We start from the raw sequence: 20,278 nt of genomic DNA on the forward strand, positions 1-20,278 counted from the left end.
TGACTTCGATCCCTGAAGATTGAATGTATCCGTTTTCAGCCTGCGCCATCCGGGTGCCGGCTCCCGCCAACCCGGGCAAGCATACCCGGGCGACGGAACACAGTTTAATACAAGCTGCGGGGTATGCGGTACCCTGAGAGCAATTGCTCTGTGAACGGGTTGGTATTGCTGGCCGCGTGCAGGCGATAACGCATTTCCCCGTCATCCACCGTGAACTTCACGTCCACCGCATTGCTGCTGACACCGGTAATGTCCGCTTTACCCAGCAACCGGAACAGTGCCCAGGGGCCGCTCTCGGAGATGCTCCGGGGCGATCGGTTAACCTGGATCGGCACCAGCGTTACCCGGCTCTCCACGGTGTCCCGCAGGGTGTTTGGCCATACCAGCGGAATGCTCTGGCTGGGGCCATGGGAGAACTCCACCAGCTGGCCATCGATGTTCACCACCGAGCGACGTTTATTGTTGCTGAGGTTCAGGGGCTCCAGCGCGAATTCCACATCCAGCGTACCGCTGCGGGTGAAGAATGCCTGGCGAATCTGCCGGGCACGGTCTAGCGCAGCAACCACGTCCCGGCGCACCAGGCTGGCCCGGCGGGCATCACCCACATGTTCCGGATGGTCCTCCAGGAACAGCTTCAGGTTGTCGTTGTAGAAGGTTTCCAGAATACCGTCCGGCGCGAAGAACCGCTCGAAGTCCTGCAGCGCGGCATCACGCCCTGCCCCCTGGGTAAACGGATAATGCCGGGCCAGGTTCTGCTGGAATGGCTGATAAACCTCGCGATACCAGTCACGCTCCAACTGGGCTACCGCACTGTCCAGAACCACCCGCCAGCTTTCGGTGGCCAGGCGGTTCAGTATCCGGTTCAGGGGTTCCGGCTGATGACCGGCCATGCGCTGCAGGGTGAAGATGGGGTCGGCGCCCTGCAGGCCCATGCGGGCACGGGCGGCACTGAGGGCGGCTTTGCCGGTATCCGGGGATTCCTGGATGTTTCGCATGTATTCATGCAGCTCACCCACCACCAGCATGACTTCCTCCAGCCCAGACGGCTCCTCACCCTGTTTGCGGGTAAGCTGGTTCAGATCGCTGAACTGGCGTTCTATGTCCTGCAGCATGCGGTAATGGGGAGATTGCTCAAGCAACTTGCGTGCGGCTTCCGCTTCGCCTTCACCTACCGGAATCAGGCGGGTGTTTTCCCGCACCTGCGCCAGCAATCGGGCCAGTGGCTGATGGCCGCTGGTCAGGCTGTCGAGAATACGAACGCCGTGGTTGAGATCCTCAAACCGATGGATATCCAGCCGGCTCAGCGCTGTGCGCCAGGCCTCGGCATAGTGCTCGGCGTACAGCGTTTGCAGGCTGGCCAGCAGTTCGGCTTCATCGGCCTTGCTGAAATCGACATCATCCCTTCGGCCCAGCACCCAGGCGTCAATCAAGGCCAGTTCGGTGACCGATCCGGATTCCCGAAGGAACCATTTTTCCAGTCCCTCCCGGGTCAACAACGCTGGTATCGAGAGTGGATCCTCAGCAGACGGCACATCCTCGGCAAGCGGCTCGCCGTAACTGTCCAGGCGTGTGAACACGGTCGAGAACGCCGGGCCGGAGCTGCGGGCCAGTTCCAGTGGGGTCGGGAAATCACGGCTGGCCTCATTCTCCAGCTCGCGGTATACGCGGTCTGAGGTGCTGATACGACCAAGCTCGTGCTGTGCCCATTCAACACTGCTGCGGAAGGGCGCCAGAGCCATAGTGGCGGTTGGGTCGCCGTTGGCTGCCAGGTCCGACAGGTCGGTGTGGGCCATGGCGTATTGCAGGTGCCCATACAGGCGATTCTGCACATCGCGCTGGCCGGGGAAACGGGCCTGCCAGTATTCACGCATGTAACCGGACACGATGTCGGTACGGCGGCCGCTGGCATCGTAAAGCATCCGCAGCACGCGCAGGTGTTCGAGCCGCTCAGTGCTGTTATCCGGGGCCTGGCCCATTTCCTCCATCACACCAAACATCAGCGCAGGCAGGTATTGATAGGCCAACATGTTCAGGTAGGCCTTATCCACTTCCGGGCCCACCTTGTGCCCCTGGTACAGCCCCATGTCTGTCACCAGCGGCCACTCCTTGCGGTAATCGCCGAAGGCCAGCGTGGCATCCCGCAGCTCATCCAGCGGTTTCAGCAGATTACGGCCGGTGGTGTCCGGCTCGTAGCCAACCGGCTGCCAGTCGTTCAGATAGCTTTTCACCCGGTTTTCCACCTGGGCAGCCGCTTCGGCATTCTGGAGAAAATAATGCTGCCAGCCCGCCGTCATGCCCGCACCGGCGGCCAGGGCCACCACGGCGGCAACGGCCACCCGACGATGACGCTGGCGCACCACCCGCCGGTTATCCCCGGCCAGGCCCGCCTCCGGATAGATGATTTCGGGGAACAGCCCCTTGGTGAACAGACTTGCAGACTGGCCACCACGCTGGGCCGGCTGAATCGGGTCCGACATCTGGTAGTTCCGGGCAGCAGCGGAGACAAAGGCGTCCTCGGGCACACCTTCCTGCAACACCGAGGTGAAGTAGGTGCCGCGTACCAGTGCCGGCGTGGAGAAGGCATCCGCTGACAGCAAATCCGTCAGGAACTGCTCCATGGCCGGCTTCAGGCCCGCCAACTGGCGGGTGAACGAATAAGCCGCCGCCCGTTCTTCGTTATCACGGGTGTTGGCCAGCACGTCCGGCAGGCGTTCGGTGAGCTCATCCACCATATCGGCGTAACGCTCGGCAAACTGTTCCAGCCACTGGTCCTGATCCTGCTGGCCGTCCAGCCTGAAGGTGAACCCCAGGGCCTTGTCCTTCTCCGCCTTGCTGAGAGTACGGACAAACGGCGCAAATCCGTACATCAGATCCATCTTGGTGAAGGTCACATACACCGGCAGCCGGGACCCAAGCTGTTCCATCAGCTCCCGCAGGCGGGTGCGCAGCAGAATGGCGTGGGCTTCACGCTGCTGTTCGTTGGCGGCGCTCAGGCGCGCAAGATCCACAGCCAGGATAACGCCATTGAGCGGCCGCTGGGGCCGGCTGCGTTCCAGCCAGGCGATAAAGTGGTTCCACAGCCGGCTCTGGATTTCGCCGGTGGCGCCCTCACCCTGGTTCTGGCTCAGCAGTTCGCCATCCGGGTCGATCAGGACACCGTTGTCGCCAATCCACCAGTCAAAACTGAACGGGTTACGGTCGCCACGGTTGTTACGGGTGACGTTGGTCAGGGTATAGGTTTGCCCGGCACGCTGAATCAGGCTGGTCTTACCGGCATCTTCCAGGCCCATCACCAGATACCAGGGCAGACGGTACAGGCCCTTGCGACCCGGCAGATTGCTTTTCAACGCCTGCAGCTGGCGGTCCAGCAGCCGCTGTTGGCGACGCTCCATGGGCAGAATCGGGTCTTCCTGCTCCCGCTGCTCCTCGGCCTTGGCTTTGTTCACTTTGCCCAGGCGACGGGCCAGCATGGTGCCCCAGACCATCACCACCATCAGGACCACACCGAGGGTGACCAGAGCACGCATCTGCCAGGCCATCAACGGGTAGTCGCCGTTGATTTCCAGGCGTGGCCCCAGCCACCAGGTGGCTACCAGCAGGGCGATCACCCCCAGAGCCAGGGTGACGGGGGCGGCGCTGCGGATGTAGGGCAGAAGCCAACGACCAATGAGTAATGCTTTTCTCCACATGGTTTCCATTCCTGCGTTCGTTGCGTCTTGCGGGCGTTACGCCAGTCGTTCCAGTTGTTTTATAAGAGCCGGTTCCCAGTCATCGAGAACCCGCCCCTGGATCTGGTTTTTCAGATCCTGAATCTGTTCGGCGGCCAGGGCTTTCAGGCCGGTTTCCTTGAGCAGCCGGGCCGTGGCCAGGCGCCAGTAGAAGCGCTCGCGCGGCTCCCGGGCATCGGCCAGACCCTGCTCCAGCAGTTCCATGGCCGGAGCCAGTTTGTTCTGCCGCACCAGCTCAAGCGCACCGTCGAATGCCTGCTCCCAGGGGTTGGCACCTGCGCCCGTTCCTTTGCCAGCCGCCGGGGCTGTGTGCAACCAATCAGCACCATCGTCACTGAGAAACGGTGTGCCATCGTTGAAGGTGAGCTCGGCCAGTTGCGGCAGGCGGTCGACAAACGCTTTCAGGGCTTCCCGGATGGCCTCCGCGCAATCGGTATTGCCAAGGGCCATGGCCGCCCGGGCGCTGAGCCAGTGGCCATCGAGCCAGAACGGGCTGACCGACAGGCTTTGTTCAATGCGCTGCCACAGTTCAAGGTCCGGTGTTTTCTCCAGAGCTTCCTTGTACTCGGCCACCCGGTCGGCGCTGACGGCTGCCAGATCTGTGCGCTTGCCATCCCGGGTTGGCGGCAGGCTGGTGATACTCTGCCAGATGGCATACCGACGCATCCGGTAGCCCAGGGCGTTGTCCGGTTCGCTGCTGGTCAGCAGCTCGGCGACCTTGAGCAGACTCTGCCGGGTCGCACGCTCGTTACTCGGGTCCAGTGTCAGATTGCCCAGCGACGCGGCCGTAGTGTTGGAACTGGCCGCGCTGGAGGGCGAAGAGCTGGCCGTGCTCTCCTGGTTGTTTGTCGGGGTGTTTTCAGACGCCGTCCGGGGCGCGGTGGCCTGGTCCGGCTTGGGCAGCTTTTCCACGGCCCGCTTCAGGTCGAACAGGGCGTCGTCAGGTAAATCCCGGTCTTTGGCCTGGGTATCCAGTTTCTCAACCAGATCCAGACAGAACTGACGACCATCTCCTACGCTGGCATCAAAGTTCAGGCTCTCAACCGCTTTAAGGGCCCGCTGCAGCATCTGCGTAAACAGCATCTTGCGAGCCCGCTGCCCCTTGGCACCGGGATAGGGCCAGGCGTTTTCCCACCAGTCGTCCAGCACCCGATGCAGCAGGTACAGCGACAGGGCAAACCGTTCACCATCGCCGCCACGTTGCAGGCTGAGCATGACAAAACCCAGAACCTTGATGTCCTTGCTGCGATCCGCCAGCAGTTTCAGTGCTTCGCTTTCAACCTTGTGCCAGTCGATGTCGTTGTGGGCCAGCGAGCCCACTTTCATGATCTCGTCTTCGAGAAACTCCAGCGTGCTGTCTTCAGCCAGGCTTTCGCCTACCCCGGTGTCACCCGGGATCGGGTTCAGTACCTGATCCACGTACGGATGCTGTTCAATCACCTGCATGCCATCACTCCTTACCAGCCACAGGCCTGGCGCAAAGGCTTGATCGCCTCAGCAAAGCCGTTGAGGTCAAACAGCAGGCCATCAAGCTCCCGAACCCCCGCCTGCAGGCGCACATCCGGCTGGTTGACCACATCCAGTACGGTGCGGATAGCGGGCAGGCCGCGACCCGCGCTGACCACCAAACCTTCATCGCGAACCCGCCAATGTGCCCGATGGGGCCCCAGAGTTACGTCCACTCGCTCGCGATCCAGTGGCTCCGGCAGCATGATGGCCAGCTCGGTGATGTTGTTGTGGCACTGCAGCGACAGCACCGGGCGTGGAGGTTTTACCCCGAGCGCGGTCACCGTCACCAGATGACCCGCCGCGCTGCCGGTGTCGCGATAGACCACCCCGCCGGCATCGTTCCCGCTGGCCTGTGCAAACACCCGGCGCCAGCGCTCCGACTGGTTCACCAATGCCGGATGCTGGCCGGCCTCGTACTGCGCCAACGGCGTACCGAACACCTCATCAAAACAGGCCAGACGTTCCAGCCGGTTCGGTTGTTCAGTGCAGGCCCGGGCTTCCGCCAGGCGGGTATCGGCCCAACTGCTGGTACTCACCAGCAACAGGACCATCAAGGGCAATCGGTGCAGGTCTTTCAGGGTCATACGTCGGTTACCTGATACTTCAGACATTTATGGGCCAGTGTGCGTTTTGGCAGGCCCAGGCTTTCCGCGGCCTGGGCGCGATTGCCGCCATACTGGCGCAGACGTTCGCGGATGATGGCGGCCTCAAAGGCCTGGGCGGCGGCTTTCAGGTCTCGGATATCATCGGCCGGAGGTACGCCCGGGATGGTTTTGGCTTCCACGAAGGCCATGGTCGACTCCGGGGAGTCGGCAAACAGATCGTCCAGGCGCAGGACCTCCGGCTGAATGTCGTCACCGGCCGGGGTCTGCAGACAGGCCAGTTCGATGATGTTGCGCAGTTCCCGGACATTGCCCGGGAAGTTGTAGTCGGCCAGCGCGCTCAGGGCATGGCTGCTGATGCCCAGCGGGCCACTGCCCTCGCGCTCGGTGTAGAGCCGGATGAAGTGACGGCTGAGCGCTTCCAGATCTTCACTGCGTTCCCGCAGTGGCAGAACGCGCAGGGGAAACTGGCTGAGGCGGTAGAACAGGTCCCGCCTGAACCGGCCATCCTCAATGCCCTCCTGAAGCGGCTGATGGGTGGCCGCCACCAGGCGGAAATCCGAATGTTGCTCTTCCCGGGCACCCAATGGCCGGAACTGTCGGCTTTCCAGCACCCGCAACAATTTGGATTGCAGTGCCATGGGCATATCGCCGATTTCATCCAGAAACAGGGTGCCGCCGTTGGCCTGGGCCAGCAGACCTTCTTTGGCCTGGTCGGCACCGGAGAAGGCACCCTTGGTGTGACCAAACAGTTCACTCTCCAGCAAGGTGTCCGGGATGGCGGCACAGTTGACCACCACCAGAGGCCCACTGGCACGGTCGGACATATCGTGGATGCCCCGGGCCACCACATCTTTGCCACAACCGGTTTCGCCCTGAATCAGCACTGACAGCTGGCTGCCAGCCGCTCGCACCACCTGGGCCCGGAGGTGGGTCATGGCTTCGGAATTGCCAACCAGGGTATAGGCCAACTGGCTGCAGCGCTGGCGCAGGCTTTCGGCATCGTGCAGGTGGTCCAGGGAGCGCTTGAGCAGCCGCCGTTGCCACACCTGGTCACGGGTTTGCAGCTGGCTGATCCATTGATGCACCAGCAGTTGCTTCAGGCCGCTGTAAAGTGGCTGCGTGACGATGCCCTGCCAGTCCGGGTGGTCGCCGCACAACACGAGCATACCGAGGGTGCGGCCATCTTCGCCTTTTAGTGGCTCCAGCCAGAAGCTTCTTGGGCGGCCACTGAGTTCCAGGAGCGTCTGGAAGCCGGCATGATCCAGGCGATAGCTGGCAGCACGGGTGAGTTCCCGCGGCTGGCCTGTCTGCAGCACGTGGGCAAAGGGGTGGCTGAAGTCGTTACAATCAAACTCGCCCGCTTCGTCCAGTTTGCTGCAGTGCAGGGTCCGGCCGCTGAGGTCGAGTTCCAGCGCCCAGCACTTGCTGAGCCCGAAGGCGCTTTCGAGTTGGCGGGTGGCGGTGTTCAACAGCGCTGGCAGTGTGTCCTGTTTGATCAGTGCCACCGCCAGATCGATGCCGGTGTGCAGTTCCTTCTGCATCCGTCCCATTGATATCGTTCCTTCTTCATGGAGATCGCCGCCCGCACACCGTGGGGGATAGCTTTCCAAAACACGCTGTGAATACATCCCTGTAAGCTCCGCTCCGCCCCTCACTGCTTACTGCTCCTGCGTCGCAGTGAGGGTCCTGTCTTGGCCATCCCTGGCCAACCCGTGAAGGGCTTTTGCCCTTCACCCATGGCTCCGCAGGGTTTTGGAAAGCTATCCCCCACGGTGCGCTACGATTCAGTCAGCCCGAAAGTCAGGCGACTGTGCCCGTGAACTTGTTTTCAGTAACCCCAAGCGTCACCTTCGTCACCGGCTCTCTGGCTGCCAATTTTTCCAGCAACGCCAGCGACACCGGTGGCAGCAGTTCGCCTTCGATGATCGACTCCAGCATCCGCGCGCCGTTTTCACTTCTGGTGGCGCGGCTGCGGATGGCTTCGACCAGGCCGTCTTCCAGTTCCACCTCGGTGTGGTAACGAGTTTGAATCTGGTCAGCCAGGCGCTGGAGTTTGTCGCCGACGATGCGGTTGAGAGTGTCTTCACCCAGCGGCAGGTAGGGCACCACTTCCATCCGCGCCAGCAATGCCGGCTTGAAGAAGTTGGCCAGTTCCGGGTACAGGGCTTCTTCGATCTTCTCCGGCTCTTCGGCGTGGTTGACGATGGTCTGGAAGCCGAGGTTGGAGGTCAGGAAGAAGACCACGTTCTTGCAGTCGATCAACCGGCCTTCACCGTCGGCCAGTTCGCCTTTGTCGAAAGCCTGGTAGAACAGGTTAAGCACTTCCGGGTGGGCTTTTTCGACTTCGTCGAGCAGCACCACGGAATAAGGCTTCTGGCGGATGGCTTCGGTGAGGATGCCGCCTTCGCCGAATCCGACGTAGCCTGGGGGCGAGCCGATCAGGCGGGAGACGGTGTGTTTCTCCTGGTATTCGGACATGTTGATGGTGGTGAGGAACTGGCGGCCGCCGTAGAGCAGTTCAGCCAGTTGCACCACGGTTTCGGTTTTGCCCACACCACTGGGGCCTACCAGCAGGAAGGCGCCCATGGGGCGACCCGGCCGGCGCAAGTCGGCGCGGGCGGTGAGCAGGTGCTGATGCAGGCAGTCGATGGCCGTGTCCTGGCCTTTGATGTGGGCCTGCAGGTACGCCGGCAGGTGGGTGATTTTTTCCAGCTCGTCGGTGGTCATGCGGTTGACCGGGATGCCGGTCCAGTCGGCGATGACTTCGGCCACCTGGCGGGCATCCACCCGGGCGTGTACCAACGGTTCGTCGGCCTGGAGTTCAGCCAGTTCCTGTTCGATGGCGGCGGCTTCGCTTTTCAGGTCCGGGCGTTCTTCGTGATCGCTCTCGGCCATCTCAACAGCAGCGTCATCCGCGGTTTCGCCCTCGACATCCCCCGCCAACAGCTGTTCACGGATCTCGACCAGGCGGGCCACCAGTTCGCGCTGGTCATTCCAGCTTTGTTCCAGCGTGCTGGATTCGGCGGTCAGGTCGGCAATCTTCTGTTCCAGGGTCTGTTCGCGCTCGGCATCCACGTTCTGGCCAAGCGTGTGTTCCCGGCTCAGAAGCTCCTGCTCCATGGCCAACTGGTGCAGCTCACTGCGCACATGGCTGAGACGGCGTGGCGGTGTACTCAGGTTCAGGCTGACCCGGGCGCAGGCGGTATCGAGAACATCGATGGCCTTGTCCGGCAGCTGGCGACCGGCCAGGTAACGGGCGGACATTTCTGCGGCGGCTTTAAGGGCGCTGTCGGCGATCAGTACCTGATGGGCTTTTTCGTAGACCGTGCGCAGGCCACGGAGGATGTGGACTGCTTCGCCCGGCGTTGGCTCGTCCAGGGCCACCGGTTGGAACCGGCGGCTGAGAGCCGGGTCTTTTTCGAAGTATTTCTTGTACTCGCGCCAGGTGGTGGCAGCGATGGTGCGCAGTTCGCCACGGGCCAGGGCTGGCTTCAGCAGGTTGGCAGCGTCGGAGCCACCTTCGCTGTTACCCGCACCGATCAGGGTGTGAGCTTCGTCGATGAACAGGATGATCGGGGTCGCCGAACCTTTCACGGCTTCGATCACGCCCTTCAGGCGTTTTTCAAACTCGCCCTTCACCGAGGCACCGGCCTGCAGGGCACCCATGTCCAGGGTCCAGAGTTCGACGTTCTTCAGCCGGTCCGGCACGTCGCCGTTAACAATGCGCAGGGCCAGGCCCTCCACCACGGCGCTTTTGCCCACGCCAGCGTCGCCCACCACGATGGGGTTGTTCTTGCGGCGACGGCAGAGGATATCGATCATCTGATCGATCTCGGCATCGCGACACACCACGGGGTCCAGTTTGTCTTCCCGGGCCAGCTTGGTGAAGTCGGTGGCGTAACGTTTGAGTGGGTCCATATCGGCTTCAACCGCTGGCCTGGCACCACCGCTTTCCATCAGCTGCGGACGCTCCACAGAACCCTCGGTTACCCGATCAAACTGCTTGCGCAGCTGTTCCCGGTTGATGTCCACCAGCGCCTGCGCCACCCGGGGCATCAGGTAGCGATCGGCGTTCATCAGCAGGGCCAGGAACACCGCGCCGGAACGCAGTTCGGTATGGCCGAGTTCGGTCGAGGCCAGCAGCCAGGCGTCCTGCATCAGTTCTACCAGCAGCGGCGAGAACGACGGATACGGTTCGGCGGTCTGAGGTTCGCCGTTCAGGCTGTCACCCACCACGGGTTGCAGTTGCTGGTGGTTGATGCCGGTGTGTTCGAGGATCTGGCGAACATCCGAGAACGGCGTTTCCAGCAGTTTGAACAGCAGGTGCGCCGGGGTAATCTCGGCGCCCTGACGGCTGATGCACAGGGCCGCGGAGGCCTCCAGAGCCTGGCGTGAAATGTCGTTAAGGCGCCCGATCAGCGCCGGCAGTTCTACCCGAATCACAGTGATGTCCTTATTTCGGTAGTTGTTCCAGAACGCTGAGCACATCCCTGATGCGTTCGTTCAGCGCCATGTTATAGAGCGAATAGATCCCGGCCATGGCCGCCACAAACAGACCACCAATACCCCACAAGGGCAGGCCGCTGCGCAGGCGGTTGCGGGCCGGCATCAGGTTTTCCGTGGCATCGGCCAGCGGCCGGCTGTCGCGGTCGCCACGCAGTTCCCGAAGCTGGTCATAGAGGCCACGAACCACCTGTTCGTATTCGTCCCGACCGTTTTCCATGACCTTGTAGCGACCCTCAAAACCCAGACACAGGCACAGATAGATGAACTCGAGCATGTCCCGGTAACGAGTCGGCTCTTTTTCCATGCGGGCCAGGATGGCAAACACCTTTTCGCCACCCCAGGTTTCGTTATGGAATCGGCTGAGTAGCGAATGCTGTGACCAGACGCTGTGGGCGCCCCAGTCAGTGCCCAGCACGGCCTCGTCGATGAAGGCGCAAAGCACGTAGCGGTAGGCCACCACCGTGGGGCGCTCATAGCCCTGCTCCACCAGTTCCCGGTCAACGGCGGCGACTTCGTCCACTACCTGCCGGTACAGGGTTTCCACCTCGCGGAAATCCGCCAGTCGCCGCACCCGAATAACCAGTCCCAGCAGCGGGGTGGCGGCGTCAATCAGCCGGTTTTCTTCCAGGCCACGAAGCTGGAAGCTGCTGTCATCGGATTCAACCGGCGACTGGCCGGCGCCGCTATCGGCAAACAAAAGGTCGCTGAATGCACGATCACCCGAATCCCTGGTGTTGTCTGGTCTGTCCATTACCGGTGCATCTGCCATGATTTAGCTCCTGATTGCCCAGAATTGCATCTCCAGCCCCGGGAAGCTGCCCGCCACGTGGAAGGCAAATCCACTGGCGTTGTCCAGCATCTGCCAGGCCTGGCTTTGATCGTCCAATCGGAAATACACAAAACCGGCGTGGTAGGGCAACTGACGCGGGGCCACCGGAAGTGCCGACAGTGGGATACCCGGCAGCTGGAGGCTGATGAGATCCCGAATCTTCTCCACGGAGGCCACCTTGCACTGCTGAACAAACTGTTTGCGCAGGTCGTCCAGTGGCATATCGGCTTTGACCGCCAGAATGAACTCGGCGTCGTTCATCAACTGGCCATCCTGAACCGGTGCGACGGTGAGTCCGTACTGGCGCTGCTGCAGGGCAATCGACAGCGCCCGGGGCTCCAGGACCGTGCTCAAGGCCTGCCGTAGAATCTGCATCAGCGGGCTGAAACAGCCTTCCGGCAGATCGTGATCGTAAGGGGTGAATTCCCTCGGCAAACGGCTTTCATCGGTAAAGGTGACCAGCTCCCCACACAGCTCCAGAAGCGCTTCGTACAAACGCTCCGGGTGCAGCTGACGCAGCCGTGCCAGGTGCATGAAACGCGGGTGCGCCCGGTTCAGCATCTGCAGCAGCATGAAATCCGAGACATCGGCGACACCACCCTGCCCGGGCGCGCCCACCCGTTCGGCAATGTTACGGGCCCGTTCCTGCATCAAACCCGCCATCTCACCGACAAAGCGCTGAAGCCTTGGCGCTGAGCGCACGCTGAGCATGGTCGGCAGGAAGTTCGGGTCCATCACCAGGCTGCCATCGGGACGTTTTTCCAGAATCCGGCCAATGGCCAGTGCTGCATAGGCACTGCGATCTTCCCGCTCCAGCATCAGGCGCGGAGCCACCCGCCCCACATCGATGGTGTGAGCATCGCCGTCAATGGAATGCAGATCCCGCACTTCCACCGGCTGCGCCTGGAACCGGCCGGCCACGGGCGCTTCCGGCCATTCGACTTCGGCCAGGCTATCGCTGCCCAGAGGTAAAGCCAGATAGACCACCTGGTTGGCCACCGAGGCATCGGTGATCTCCAGTGGCTCCGGCATCACGTCGTCCTGGGGCAGGTTGAACCGGGTTCCGTCCGGAAACAGTCCGGAGGCCCGCACCAGTCCGACCCGACCAAAGCTCAGGTATTCGGCATTGAGCTCCAGATCACTGAACCCGAACAGATAGTCCGAGACGGCCAGAGCCCGTTCGTTAATCTGGTGTTCCAGATAGCGTTGCTGTTGCTGGAAGTGCTGGGGTTTGATGAACAGCCCATCACTCCAGACCACTCGATTCGTGACTGCCATTAGCTTTCATCCGACCGTCTGAGTTGCACTTCACGTTCGCGCAGGTTCACCAGCAGGTGATACCGTCCGCCAATCGGGTCGACCTTCACCACTTTTTTCCACTGGGACAGGTTCGGGTAGGCGTAGAAGGCGATCACGGCGATGTAGCGGGTGTCGGTGCTGACCTCAAAGGGCTCGACAAATTTGAACTGGCCGGGCACGAGGCTGTAATCGCTATGGTCCACGTAGTTCTGGCCCAGAGAGTCCTCCAGGTCGTTCAACAGCTGGTCGAAATCGCCGGCCATCAGCAGCGAGCTGTCCCGCAGTTCAATCACCTGAAACGCAATGGGGGTGGGTGCCAGGGATTCATTCGGGTTCACGTTCGGTTCCGCCAGCATGGTGAGATCCACCCGGCTAGGCAGGTCTTCCGGGTAGCCAACAGGAATATCAGGATCCCAGAGCACCTTGGCGGTCTTGGTCACCGCGTTGTAAGGGGTGCTACACCCCGCCAGAATCAAAGCAACAACCAGCAAGCTCCATTTGCAGTACTTCACAACAGTTTCTCCCTCTGTAATTGGCGCAAGTGTTGGTCGTAAGCCTGGTCGAACACTTCCTGGAACAGGCGTTCAAAACCCTGCTGACGACTGGATTTCAGTTCACGGTAATAGTGTTTGTACATATCCCAGGCCCAGCGGCCCTCGTCTTCGTTGTCCTGCAAACCACGGCGATAGCCGTGAAACCGGCGCAACAAGGCTTCCGGTGAGAAGGCGTGCAGAATGGCTTCCAGCGCCTCGCGAATGGCTTCCCGGGTGGCCTGCTGGTGGTGATTCAGGCTTTCCAGGCTCTCACGGACAGCGGCGGGGGCCGACAGATGCACCGGGCTGCGCTGGGCGGCAAACAGGGTCTGAATGGTGTCCGGATAGTCGTTGGCCAGCCGCAGCGGGTTGTCCTCGATGGGCTGCAAGCGGGTGCGCAGCGCCTGGTGACGGCTGTCTTCGCCCTGATGCAGCGCCAGCAATCCTTCCACCGTTGCCTTCAGGGTCTGGCCGGCTTCCTCCAGAAACAGCCGCATTTCGTCGCTGTCGGCAAAATCAATATCCGCATCCAGCCCCCGGAGCAGTGGTGCACCACTGATGTGCTGGCGGCTGACCTCCCGCATGTTTCGTGTCGTTTCGGACATTCCCTGTCGTTCCTTATGCTCGCGTTGTGGGGTGACCGGCAGGCCCATGGCCACATCCCGGTTCTCCCGGTACTCATCGCTAACCTCAGCCGAACGGGCAAACCAGGCCTGGTCGCTGGCCAGCAGCTCGGGAGCCTCCTCGTCCGGGCGCGTCGGTTTTTGCTGCCAGGGCGCCAGCGGATCACAGCTGACCGGATCGCCGGCTGCCGGCTGCAAACCCTCCAGAGGCTCGCGACCTTCAGGCCGGCTCTGTTCGTTGGCGGCATGCCGCAAACCATTCTCGGGTGCATCCACCAGACCATGATCTTCGCGTGCGTCGTGGTCGGTTTCACCGACAGCCGCCGGGACGCCGGAGAGTTCGGCCCGTATCTGGTAGCGGCCTATGGTCACGGTGTCGCCGTGGCTCAGTCGGGCACGACGGCCCCGCCCCACAGGCTGACTGCTGCTGTTGATGTAGGTCCGGCCACTGCGATCAATCAGGCAGAAGCCACCGTCCAGGTAACGCACCTCGGCATGACCGGCGACAGCGCCGGTACGGTGAGGCGAAAGCTGCCAGCTGTCGCTGGCCGCGGTGCCGATGGAACCGCCACGGGTTCCGAAGCTATGTTCAATGCTGGCGCCACCACCGGTTTCCGTCGGGTTGGTGATCACTAATGTCAGTTCTGCTGCTTGTTGTGCCACGTCTCCGGCTCCCTGCCCTAACGTCTGATCTGTATCCGCACCGCCGGACGCTCACGGGCCCGGTCCGGTGTTACGAAGGAATTCCAGCCCAGGCGAACATCCTCGCCCAGTTGCATGGGGCGAATATCCTTGGGCCGCATTTGCAGCTCCAGGTCATAGGCCAGCTGCTCCCGGGTAGCGAACTCCACCAGTTTGACCAGGCGCTGGTGATCCCGGCCATTGGGCAGAAAATCCGCAAACCGCTGCCGAGTCAGATTGCGCAGCCGGAGAATAAACTTGCCGCTGCGATCCCGGATGCGCGAACCCACCAGCGTGTCTTCGCCCAGGGTGGCGTTGGCCCTGCCCAGCGCGGTTTGCTGATCCCGAGCGATGTCCACTTTGCGCAGCACCCACTGTTCGATGCTGACGTCGTCCAGGTCAAAACAGTGGCCGATGATGCCGCTGACCACTTCCGGTGACCGGCTCCGACCCGCCATCAAGCCGGCATAGGCCAGCATCTTGGACCAGTTCACCGGCGTCGCTTCCCGCAGCCGACTGTCGCCCAAACCGGTCAGGGCATACACCAGTTCCGAAAAACCGTCGCTGGCCCCGGGCTGGAACCGGATGTAGTAGCGGTATTTGCGCCAGGCCCGATGGAACAGGGTCACCAGCCGGTGATTGAAGAAATCCAGAAAATGCCGACGAACACCGAGATTCTGCCCCGCTTCCCAGGCCAGATCTTCCAGGTAATAACCGGGCAGTGGCGACTGGGAGCCGTGAAGCCCCAGGAAGCTGACTTCCATCTGATAGGGAGCGTGCTCATGCTCCGGCGACAGCGCCGACACCACGTCACTGCCGGGAAATCCAAGGCCGGCCGAGGCCGAGAACCGGATGCGTTCCTGGCGGGGCTCATCGTGACCGCCACGCTCCAGGTCGTCTCCATGGTGCCGGTGAATCAGATCCACCAGCTGAAAAAAACTGTATCGCCGCGCGTTGCCGAGAACGGGTTCCAGCCCGGCTACATCAGCGGCTGCTGACCTTGCTGTAACGTCCATGTGTACCGTTCCTGATTGTCTGTATTCACCACTTCCAGTTGGTGAAACGCATTGATACTCGCGTAAAGCGCAAAAAACTGACTCAAGACCGTGCCGAACAGGTAGAGGTCACCTTCACTGGCAAACCCATGCTGATCCAGCTTCAGCTCTGAGCGGATACCGCGCACCGGCAGCCCGCGAATCATGCGGTCAACCGGCTTGGTGGTGATGCCCGTGATACCGGCCAGCCGCTTCTGGGACACCCGCTCAGCCTGTCGGTCGACGAGGGCCCGGAAGTCATACACTCGCAGCACGGTGCGCAGGGCATCCACATCCAGCATCGACAGGTAGTTCAATGACAGGTTGGATATCAGCGTCCACAACAGGCTGCCATCCAGGGTAGGCCGCAGGGTCGCCGTCGGGCGCGTGATATTGCTGAATGCGGCAAAGGCCGGTGTGCTCTCGGTGGCCATGCACACTTCCCCGACGGCCAGTTGTTGTGGCAACTGGCGATTGGTGCACGTGAGCGTGAGCGAGACCGCTTCCTGACGATTCAGACATTCGGTTTCATCACCACGAACAAAGGAAATGTAGTGATCAAAACCATCCCCACGCACGCTCTCCCGGGTACGTACCCGGTAGTACAGGGCGGTGCGGCCCCGATCCCGCTCCACTTCATGCTGGAAACTCTCAAACGCCGTGTAGATGCGCGGCTCGCCTCTACCGGAACGACCTTCCAGCCAGCCCTCAACCTGCTCGATACTGAACACCTCGTAGTGTTCCGGGCAGCGGCTGGAGGGTGAAATACGGTATTCAGTCTGGCGACCGTTCAGGTCTACCGGCTCGCCTTCGTGGCTGAACAGATTAACCGCGGGGGTGCAGTACAACTGCATGGAGTCGCGGGTTACCCGGGTGTCCGGGGGCAGAATCCGGCTGAAGTGGAAACGCAGACTGATCTCATCAGCCTGCACCGCTGGCAACCGGGATTTCAGGCCGGTGATGTCAACAAACCGGAAGGCCTCCGGAAAACTCAGGTACTCCTGGATAATCCGGTAGCCGGCATAAGCATTCTTGGGATAAGGCAGGATCGCCTCGTCTGCCGCAAAGCCAACCGGCTGCAACAGGGATGAAGGCAGACTGACCACACGGTCGCCCACCACCAGCTCCATACGGCTGAGGTAATGGTTTAACCACAGATACAGGGTCTCTGCCGTGTGGTTGTCGCCCCCCAGGTAAAAACGCAGATTTTCCAGGCCAATGCCATTCAGTGGCTGGTCCGTATGCAGGGCCAGGTCTACGGTCACGGAGGAAACCTCCCGTGAGTGCTCGGCATTGGCATCGGCCACACTGATCGGAAAAATATCCACCGACCGGCAGGTGCGGAACCGGCATTGGGTCTGGCGGCTGGCGTCGCCCAGGGGGCGGCTCTTGATCTCGGTATGACGATCAACAACCTGACGTTCACTGATGGCATGCAGCTGTGGATCAAAGCGCATGATGGTGCAGCTGGGCACTGGCCGCAGATAATTGGGCCAGAGCATGTTCAGCAGCGAATGAGTCAGCTCCGGAAACTCGTCCTCAACTTTTTCCCGCAGTTTGCCGGTCAGGAAGGCGAAGCCTTCCAGCAGCCGTTCTACGTCCGGGTCGGTGCTCTGTTCGGATAGAAAGCGGGTGAGCTGCGGGTGGGCTTCGGCAAATTCCCTGCCTTGCAACCGCAGAAAGCTCAACTCATCCCTGTAGAACCTGTTTAACTTCATGTTACTGCACCTTGCCTGCTTCCTTTCTGGCTCCGAATGATCCGGACCGCATTCCACTCAGGTTTGCCGGAGGGGATGGGGATGCTTTTCTGGCGGGAAAAAAGATGTCTGAGCAAAGCGAGTTATTTTTTCCCAGAAGAAAAGTGTCCCCATCTCCTCCAGCAACCAAGTCTAAACAACCCGGTAGTACCGCTTATCATCCAAAACCAGGTCTATCGTCGTCCGATCATCGCTTCCTGCAACGTTCAGGTAGACCGTCACCTGGAACTTCAACTGCAACGGGTCCGGGCCCGGTGGCATGGCCACCACATCCACCCGCTTAACCCGCGGCTCAAACTTCTCGATGCACTGACGGATGGCCCCGCGGATCTGGATGCTCAGGTCATGAGTGCCCAGCGTGGCGTCGTTGAAATCCAGCAAGCCAAGATCCGGTGCGCTGCTGCTGTTGCCCGGGTGGGCGTTCAGCAGTCGCACCAGGTGGCGCTTGATGGACTCAACCACATGGGTGAACTCCCCCATGCTCTGGCCCGCAGGAGCGGCAGCCTGTTCAAGCCGTTCAAACAGGCTGCCGGTGTTGCGAACGCCGTCAGTGCCGGTGCCGCCGAACACGGATTAATCCTTGTCCAGTCGGCCAACCAGCGAGAGTTCGAAGTTGGCGCCCATGTATTTGAAGTGCGGACGCACTGCCAGGGAGACCTGGTACCAGCCCGGATCGCCTTCTACATCGGAGACTTCCACTTTCGCGGCACGCAAGGGGCGGCGGCTGCGGACGTCTGCAGGCGGGTTTTCCTGGTCGGCCACGTACTGGCGAATCCAGGTGTTCAGTTCCCGCTCCAGATCCTGACGCTCTTTCCAGGAGCCGATCTGCTCTCGCTGCAGCACCTTGATGTAGTGGGCCAGGCGGTTCACGATCATCATGTACGGCAACTGGGTACCCAACTTGTAGTTGGTTTCCGCTTCCTTGCCTTCCTTGGTGTTCGGGAACTGCTTGGGCTTCTGCACAGAGTTGGCGGAGAAGAACGCGGCGTTATCGCTGCCTTTACGCATGGTCAGGGCGATGAAACCTTCTTCCGCCAGCTCGTATTCGCGACGGTCGGTAATCAGCACCTCAGTCGGAATCTTGGCTTCCAGCTGACCGAAGGACTCGAAGGTGTGCACCGGCAGATCTTCCACCGCACCGCCACTCTGGGGACCAATGATGTTCGGGCACCAACGGTACTTGGCGAAGCTCTCGGTCAGGCGTGTGGCCAGCAGGTAGGAGGTATTGCCCCACAGGTAATGCTCGTGGTCACCGGAGACATCTTCCTTGTAGTTGAAGCTGCGCACCGGGTTTTCAGTCGGATCGTAAGGCACCCGCAGCAGGAAGCGCGGTGCGGTCAGGCCCAGGTAACGGGCATCCTCAGATTCCCGCAGGGAACGCCACTTGGCGTATTTCGGGCCTTCGAAAACGGCGCTCAGCTCTTTGATAGCCGGCAGTTCCTGGTAGCTGTCGACGCCGAAGAACGACGGTGCAACCGAGGACAGGAACGGCGCGTGGGACATGGCGCCAACCGACGACACGTACTGCAGCAGCTTCATGTCCGGCGTTGATGGGCTGAAGGCGTAGTTGCCGACAATCGCGCCCACCGGCTCACCACCGAACTGACCATACTCGGCGGCATAAATGTGCTTGTAGAAGCCGGTCTGGGTCACGTCCGGAGCAAATTCGAAATCTTCCAGCAGTTCGGTCTTGGTGGCATGGAGGATATCCACCTTGATGTTCTCGCGGAAATCGGTGCGATCCACCATCAGTTTCAGGCCACGCCAGGACGATTCCAGTTCCTGCAGCTTGGGCGCGTGCAGAATCTCATCCATCTGGGCGCTGATTTTGCGATCCAGCTCGACCACCATCTGGTCGACCAGCGCCTTGTTGACCGGCTGGCCTTTCTCATCGCTCTTCAGCAGGTTGGCAATAAACGTAGCCACCCCTTTACGGGCAACATCGTAGCCTTCATCGGCCGGCGCCATACGGCTGTTGGCCATGACCTGGTCAAGCAGAGAGCCTTCTGCTACGGATTCGGAGGCAGCAGATTGCTGCACAGCAGTATCAGACATACCACATCCCTTCAGTACGTGATTGATAATCGGTGTAGGTTACCGGGTTCCGGTGTTGCGATTACTCGCCGCCGTCGGTGGCCAGCTCAAGTTCAGCCAGCAGCTTTTCCCGGGCGTCGTCGTTGTCCAGCAGCTCCTGCAGCTTGGAACGGAACGAAGGCACGTTGCCCAGCGGGCCCTTGAGGGCAACCAGGGCTTCACGCAGCTCAATCAGCTTCTTGAGCTCAGGGACCTGGCGGGCAATGCTGTCCGGAGAAAAGTCTTCGAGCCCCTGGAATTCGAGATTCACGGGGAGGTCGTCGGCACCGTCTTCGAGCTTGTTGGAAACACTGGTGGAAAGCGTCAGACCCGCTTCCTTCATGACAGAACGGAAGTTGTTCTTGTCGACGGAAATGGCCTTACGGTCTTCAATGGGGGTTTCTTCAGCGTGACCCTTGAAATCACCAACCACGAACATCTTCAGTGGTAGTTCGGTTTCGGCCTGCTGATCGCCTGTGGCGGGGACATACTTGATATTGATGCGCTCTTTCGGCGCAACGGAACCGTCTTTGGCAGACATGGCGTGCTCCCTGTGCAAGTCATTTGCAATTGTATCGATCCTTGGTGTCTGCCCTCCTGGCAGACAACGCGTAAAACTGTACACAGGTCACCCAGGGTTCTCAAGCAAAAATTGGCCAGCGATGGCTCAAAATGTGTGCTTGGGCAAACTTTTGCCAGATTGCCAGGGCGACCGGAAAACCGCTATTTCGGTCAATGACGCCAACCAGCCCCGTCGCTATACTGCCGGCATACTTGAATGGAAAAAAACCACCAACACCACGGAGACACAACATGAGTGACCTGAAAGCGAAATTCGAAGAAGCGGTAAACTACATCCAGACCGCGGAAGGCGACTTCAAACCTTCCAACGAGTTGAAACTGGAATTCTATGCCCTTTACAAGCAGGCCACCGAAGGCGATGTCAGCGGCAAGCGTCCGGGCATGATGGATTTTGTTGGCCGGGCCAAGTACGACGCCTGGGAGAAACTCAAGGGCATGTCCAGCGATGACGCCATGCAGCAGTACATCGACAAACTTGAATCCCTGAAGTAACGCCCCTGCCCCGCCGTCACACCGGCT

Annotated in this window: 15 protein-coding genes; 1 reads left to right on the forward strand and 14 read right to left on the reverse strand. The window is 60.9% G+C overall.

Annotation, left to right across the window (positions count from 1 at the left end):
• Positions 1–104 precede the first annotated feature (104 nt).
• The 14 genes from tssM to tssB form a co-directional block, all read right to left on the reverse strand.
• Positions 105–3,698 carry a type VI secretion system membrane subunit TssM gene (gene tssM, locus Q669_RS03730; RefSeq protein ID WP_036148740.1) on the reverse strand — a complete coding sequence of 1,198 codons (3,594 nt, stop codon included), beginning with the start codon at positions 3,696–3,698 and terminating at the stop codon, positions 105–107.
• Positions 3,699–3,725: 27 nt separating this feature from the next.
• Complete coding sequence (gene tssA, locus Q669_RS03735; protein WP_022991307.1) at positions 3,726–5,174, reverse strand: type VI secretion system protein TssA; 1,449 nt, start codon at positions 5,172–5,174, stop codon at positions 3,726–3,728.
• A gap of 11 nt (positions 5,175–5,185) precedes the next feature.
• Complete coding sequence (gene vasI, locus Q669_RS03740; RefSeq protein WP_022991308.1) at positions 5,186–5,821, reverse strand: type VI secretion system-associated protein VasI; 636 nt, start codon at positions 5,819–5,821, stop codon at positions 5,186–5,188.
• Entirely contained in the window at positions 5,818–7,383 is a 1,566-nt protein-coding gene (locus Q669_RS03745; protein WP_011787127.1) for a sigma-54 interaction domain-containing protein, read from the reverse strand. The genes vasI and Q669_RS03745 overlap by 4 nt, the downstream gene beginning before the upstream one ends.
• 259 nt (positions 7,384–7,642) lie before the next feature.
• Positions 7,643–10,330 (reverse strand): type VI secretion system ATPase TssH, encoded by a 2,688-nt coding sequence (gene tssH, locus Q669_RS03750; RefSeq protein WP_081699710.1) that lies wholly within the window; start codon positions 10,328–10,330, stop codon positions 7,643–7,645.
• A complete protein-coding gene (gene icmH, locus Q669_RS03755) occupies positions 10,296–11,117 on the reverse strand; it encodes a type IVB secretion system protein IcmH/DotU (protein ID WP_011787129.1) in 822 nt (273 codons plus the stop codon). The genes tssH and icmH overlap by 35 nt, the downstream gene beginning before the upstream one ends.
• 3 nt (positions 11,118–11,120) lie before the next feature.
• The gene (gene tssK / locus Q669_RS03760; RefSeq protein WP_014422964.1) at positions 11,121–12,455 is read right to left on the reverse strand and encodes a type VI secretion system baseplate subunit TssK; all 1,335 of its coding nucleotides are present in this window, start codon (positions 12,453–12,455) and stop codon (positions 11,121–11,123) included.
• A complete protein-coding gene (gene tssJ / locus Q669_RS03765; RefSeq protein WP_011787131.1) occupies positions 12,455–12,988 on the reverse strand; it encodes a type VI secretion system lipoprotein TssJ in 534 nt (177 codons plus the stop codon). Before tssJ ends, tssK begins: the two co-directional genes overlap by 1 nt.
• Positions 12,985–14,295: a type VI secretion system-associated FHA domain protein TagH gene (gene tagH / locus Q669_RS03770; RefSeq protein WP_036148746.1), complete on the reverse strand. Its 1,311-nt coding sequence runs from the start codon at positions 14,293–14,295 to the stop codon at positions 12,985–12,987. Before tagH ends, tssJ begins: the two co-directional genes overlap by 4 nt.
• A gap of 17 nt (positions 14,296–14,312) precedes the next feature.
• Entirely contained in the window at positions 14,313–15,329 is a 1,017-nt protein-coding gene (gene tssG, locus Q669_RS03775) for a type VI secretion system baseplate subunit TssG (protein ID WP_022991312.1), read from the reverse strand.
• Positions 15,293–17,065 carry a type VI secretion system baseplate subunit TssF gene (tssF, locus tag Q669_RS03780; RefSeq protein WP_022991313.1) on the reverse strand — a complete coding sequence of 591 codons (1,773 nt, stop codon included), beginning with the start codon at positions 17,063–17,065 and terminating at the stop codon, positions 15,293–15,295. The genes tssG and tssF overlap by 37 nt, the downstream gene beginning before the upstream one ends.
• Positions 17,066–17,236: 171 nt before the next feature.
• Positions 17,237–17,674, reverse strand: a complete 438-nt coding sequence (tssE, locus tag Q669_RS03785; protein WP_011787135.1) for a type VI secretion system baseplate subunit TssE — start codon at positions 17,672–17,674, stop codon at positions 17,237–17,239.
• Positions 17,675–17,677: 3 nt separating this feature from the next.
• Entirely contained in the window at positions 17,678–19,159 is a 1,482-nt protein-coding gene (gene tssC / locus Q669_RS03790) for a type VI secretion system contractile sheath large subunit (RefSeq protein ID WP_011787136.1), read from the reverse strand.
• A 61-nt stretch (positions 19,160–19,220) separates the two neighbouring features.
• Positions 19,221–19,718: a type VI secretion system contractile sheath small subunit gene (gene tssB / locus Q669_RS03795; protein ID WP_011787137.1), complete on the reverse strand. Its 498-nt coding sequence runs from the start codon at positions 19,716–19,718 to the stop codon at positions 19,221–19,223.
• Between the two features lie 272 nt (positions 19,719–19,990).
• Between tssB and Q669_RS03800 the strand changes: the two genes are divergently transcribed.
• Positions 19,991–20,251: an acyl-CoA-binding protein gene (locus tag Q669_RS03800; protein WP_011787138.1), complete on the forward strand. Its 261-nt coding sequence runs from the start codon at positions 19,991–19,993 to the stop codon at positions 20,249–20,251.
• The last annotated feature ends 27 nt before the right edge of the window (positions 20,252–20,278 follow it).

Origin of the sequence: Marinobacter sp. C1S70 (genome assembly GCF_000475355.1) — a bacterium.
Lineage (GTDB): Bacteria > Pseudomonadota > Gammaproteobacteria > Pseudomonadales > Oleiphilaceae > Marinobacter > Marinobacter nauticus.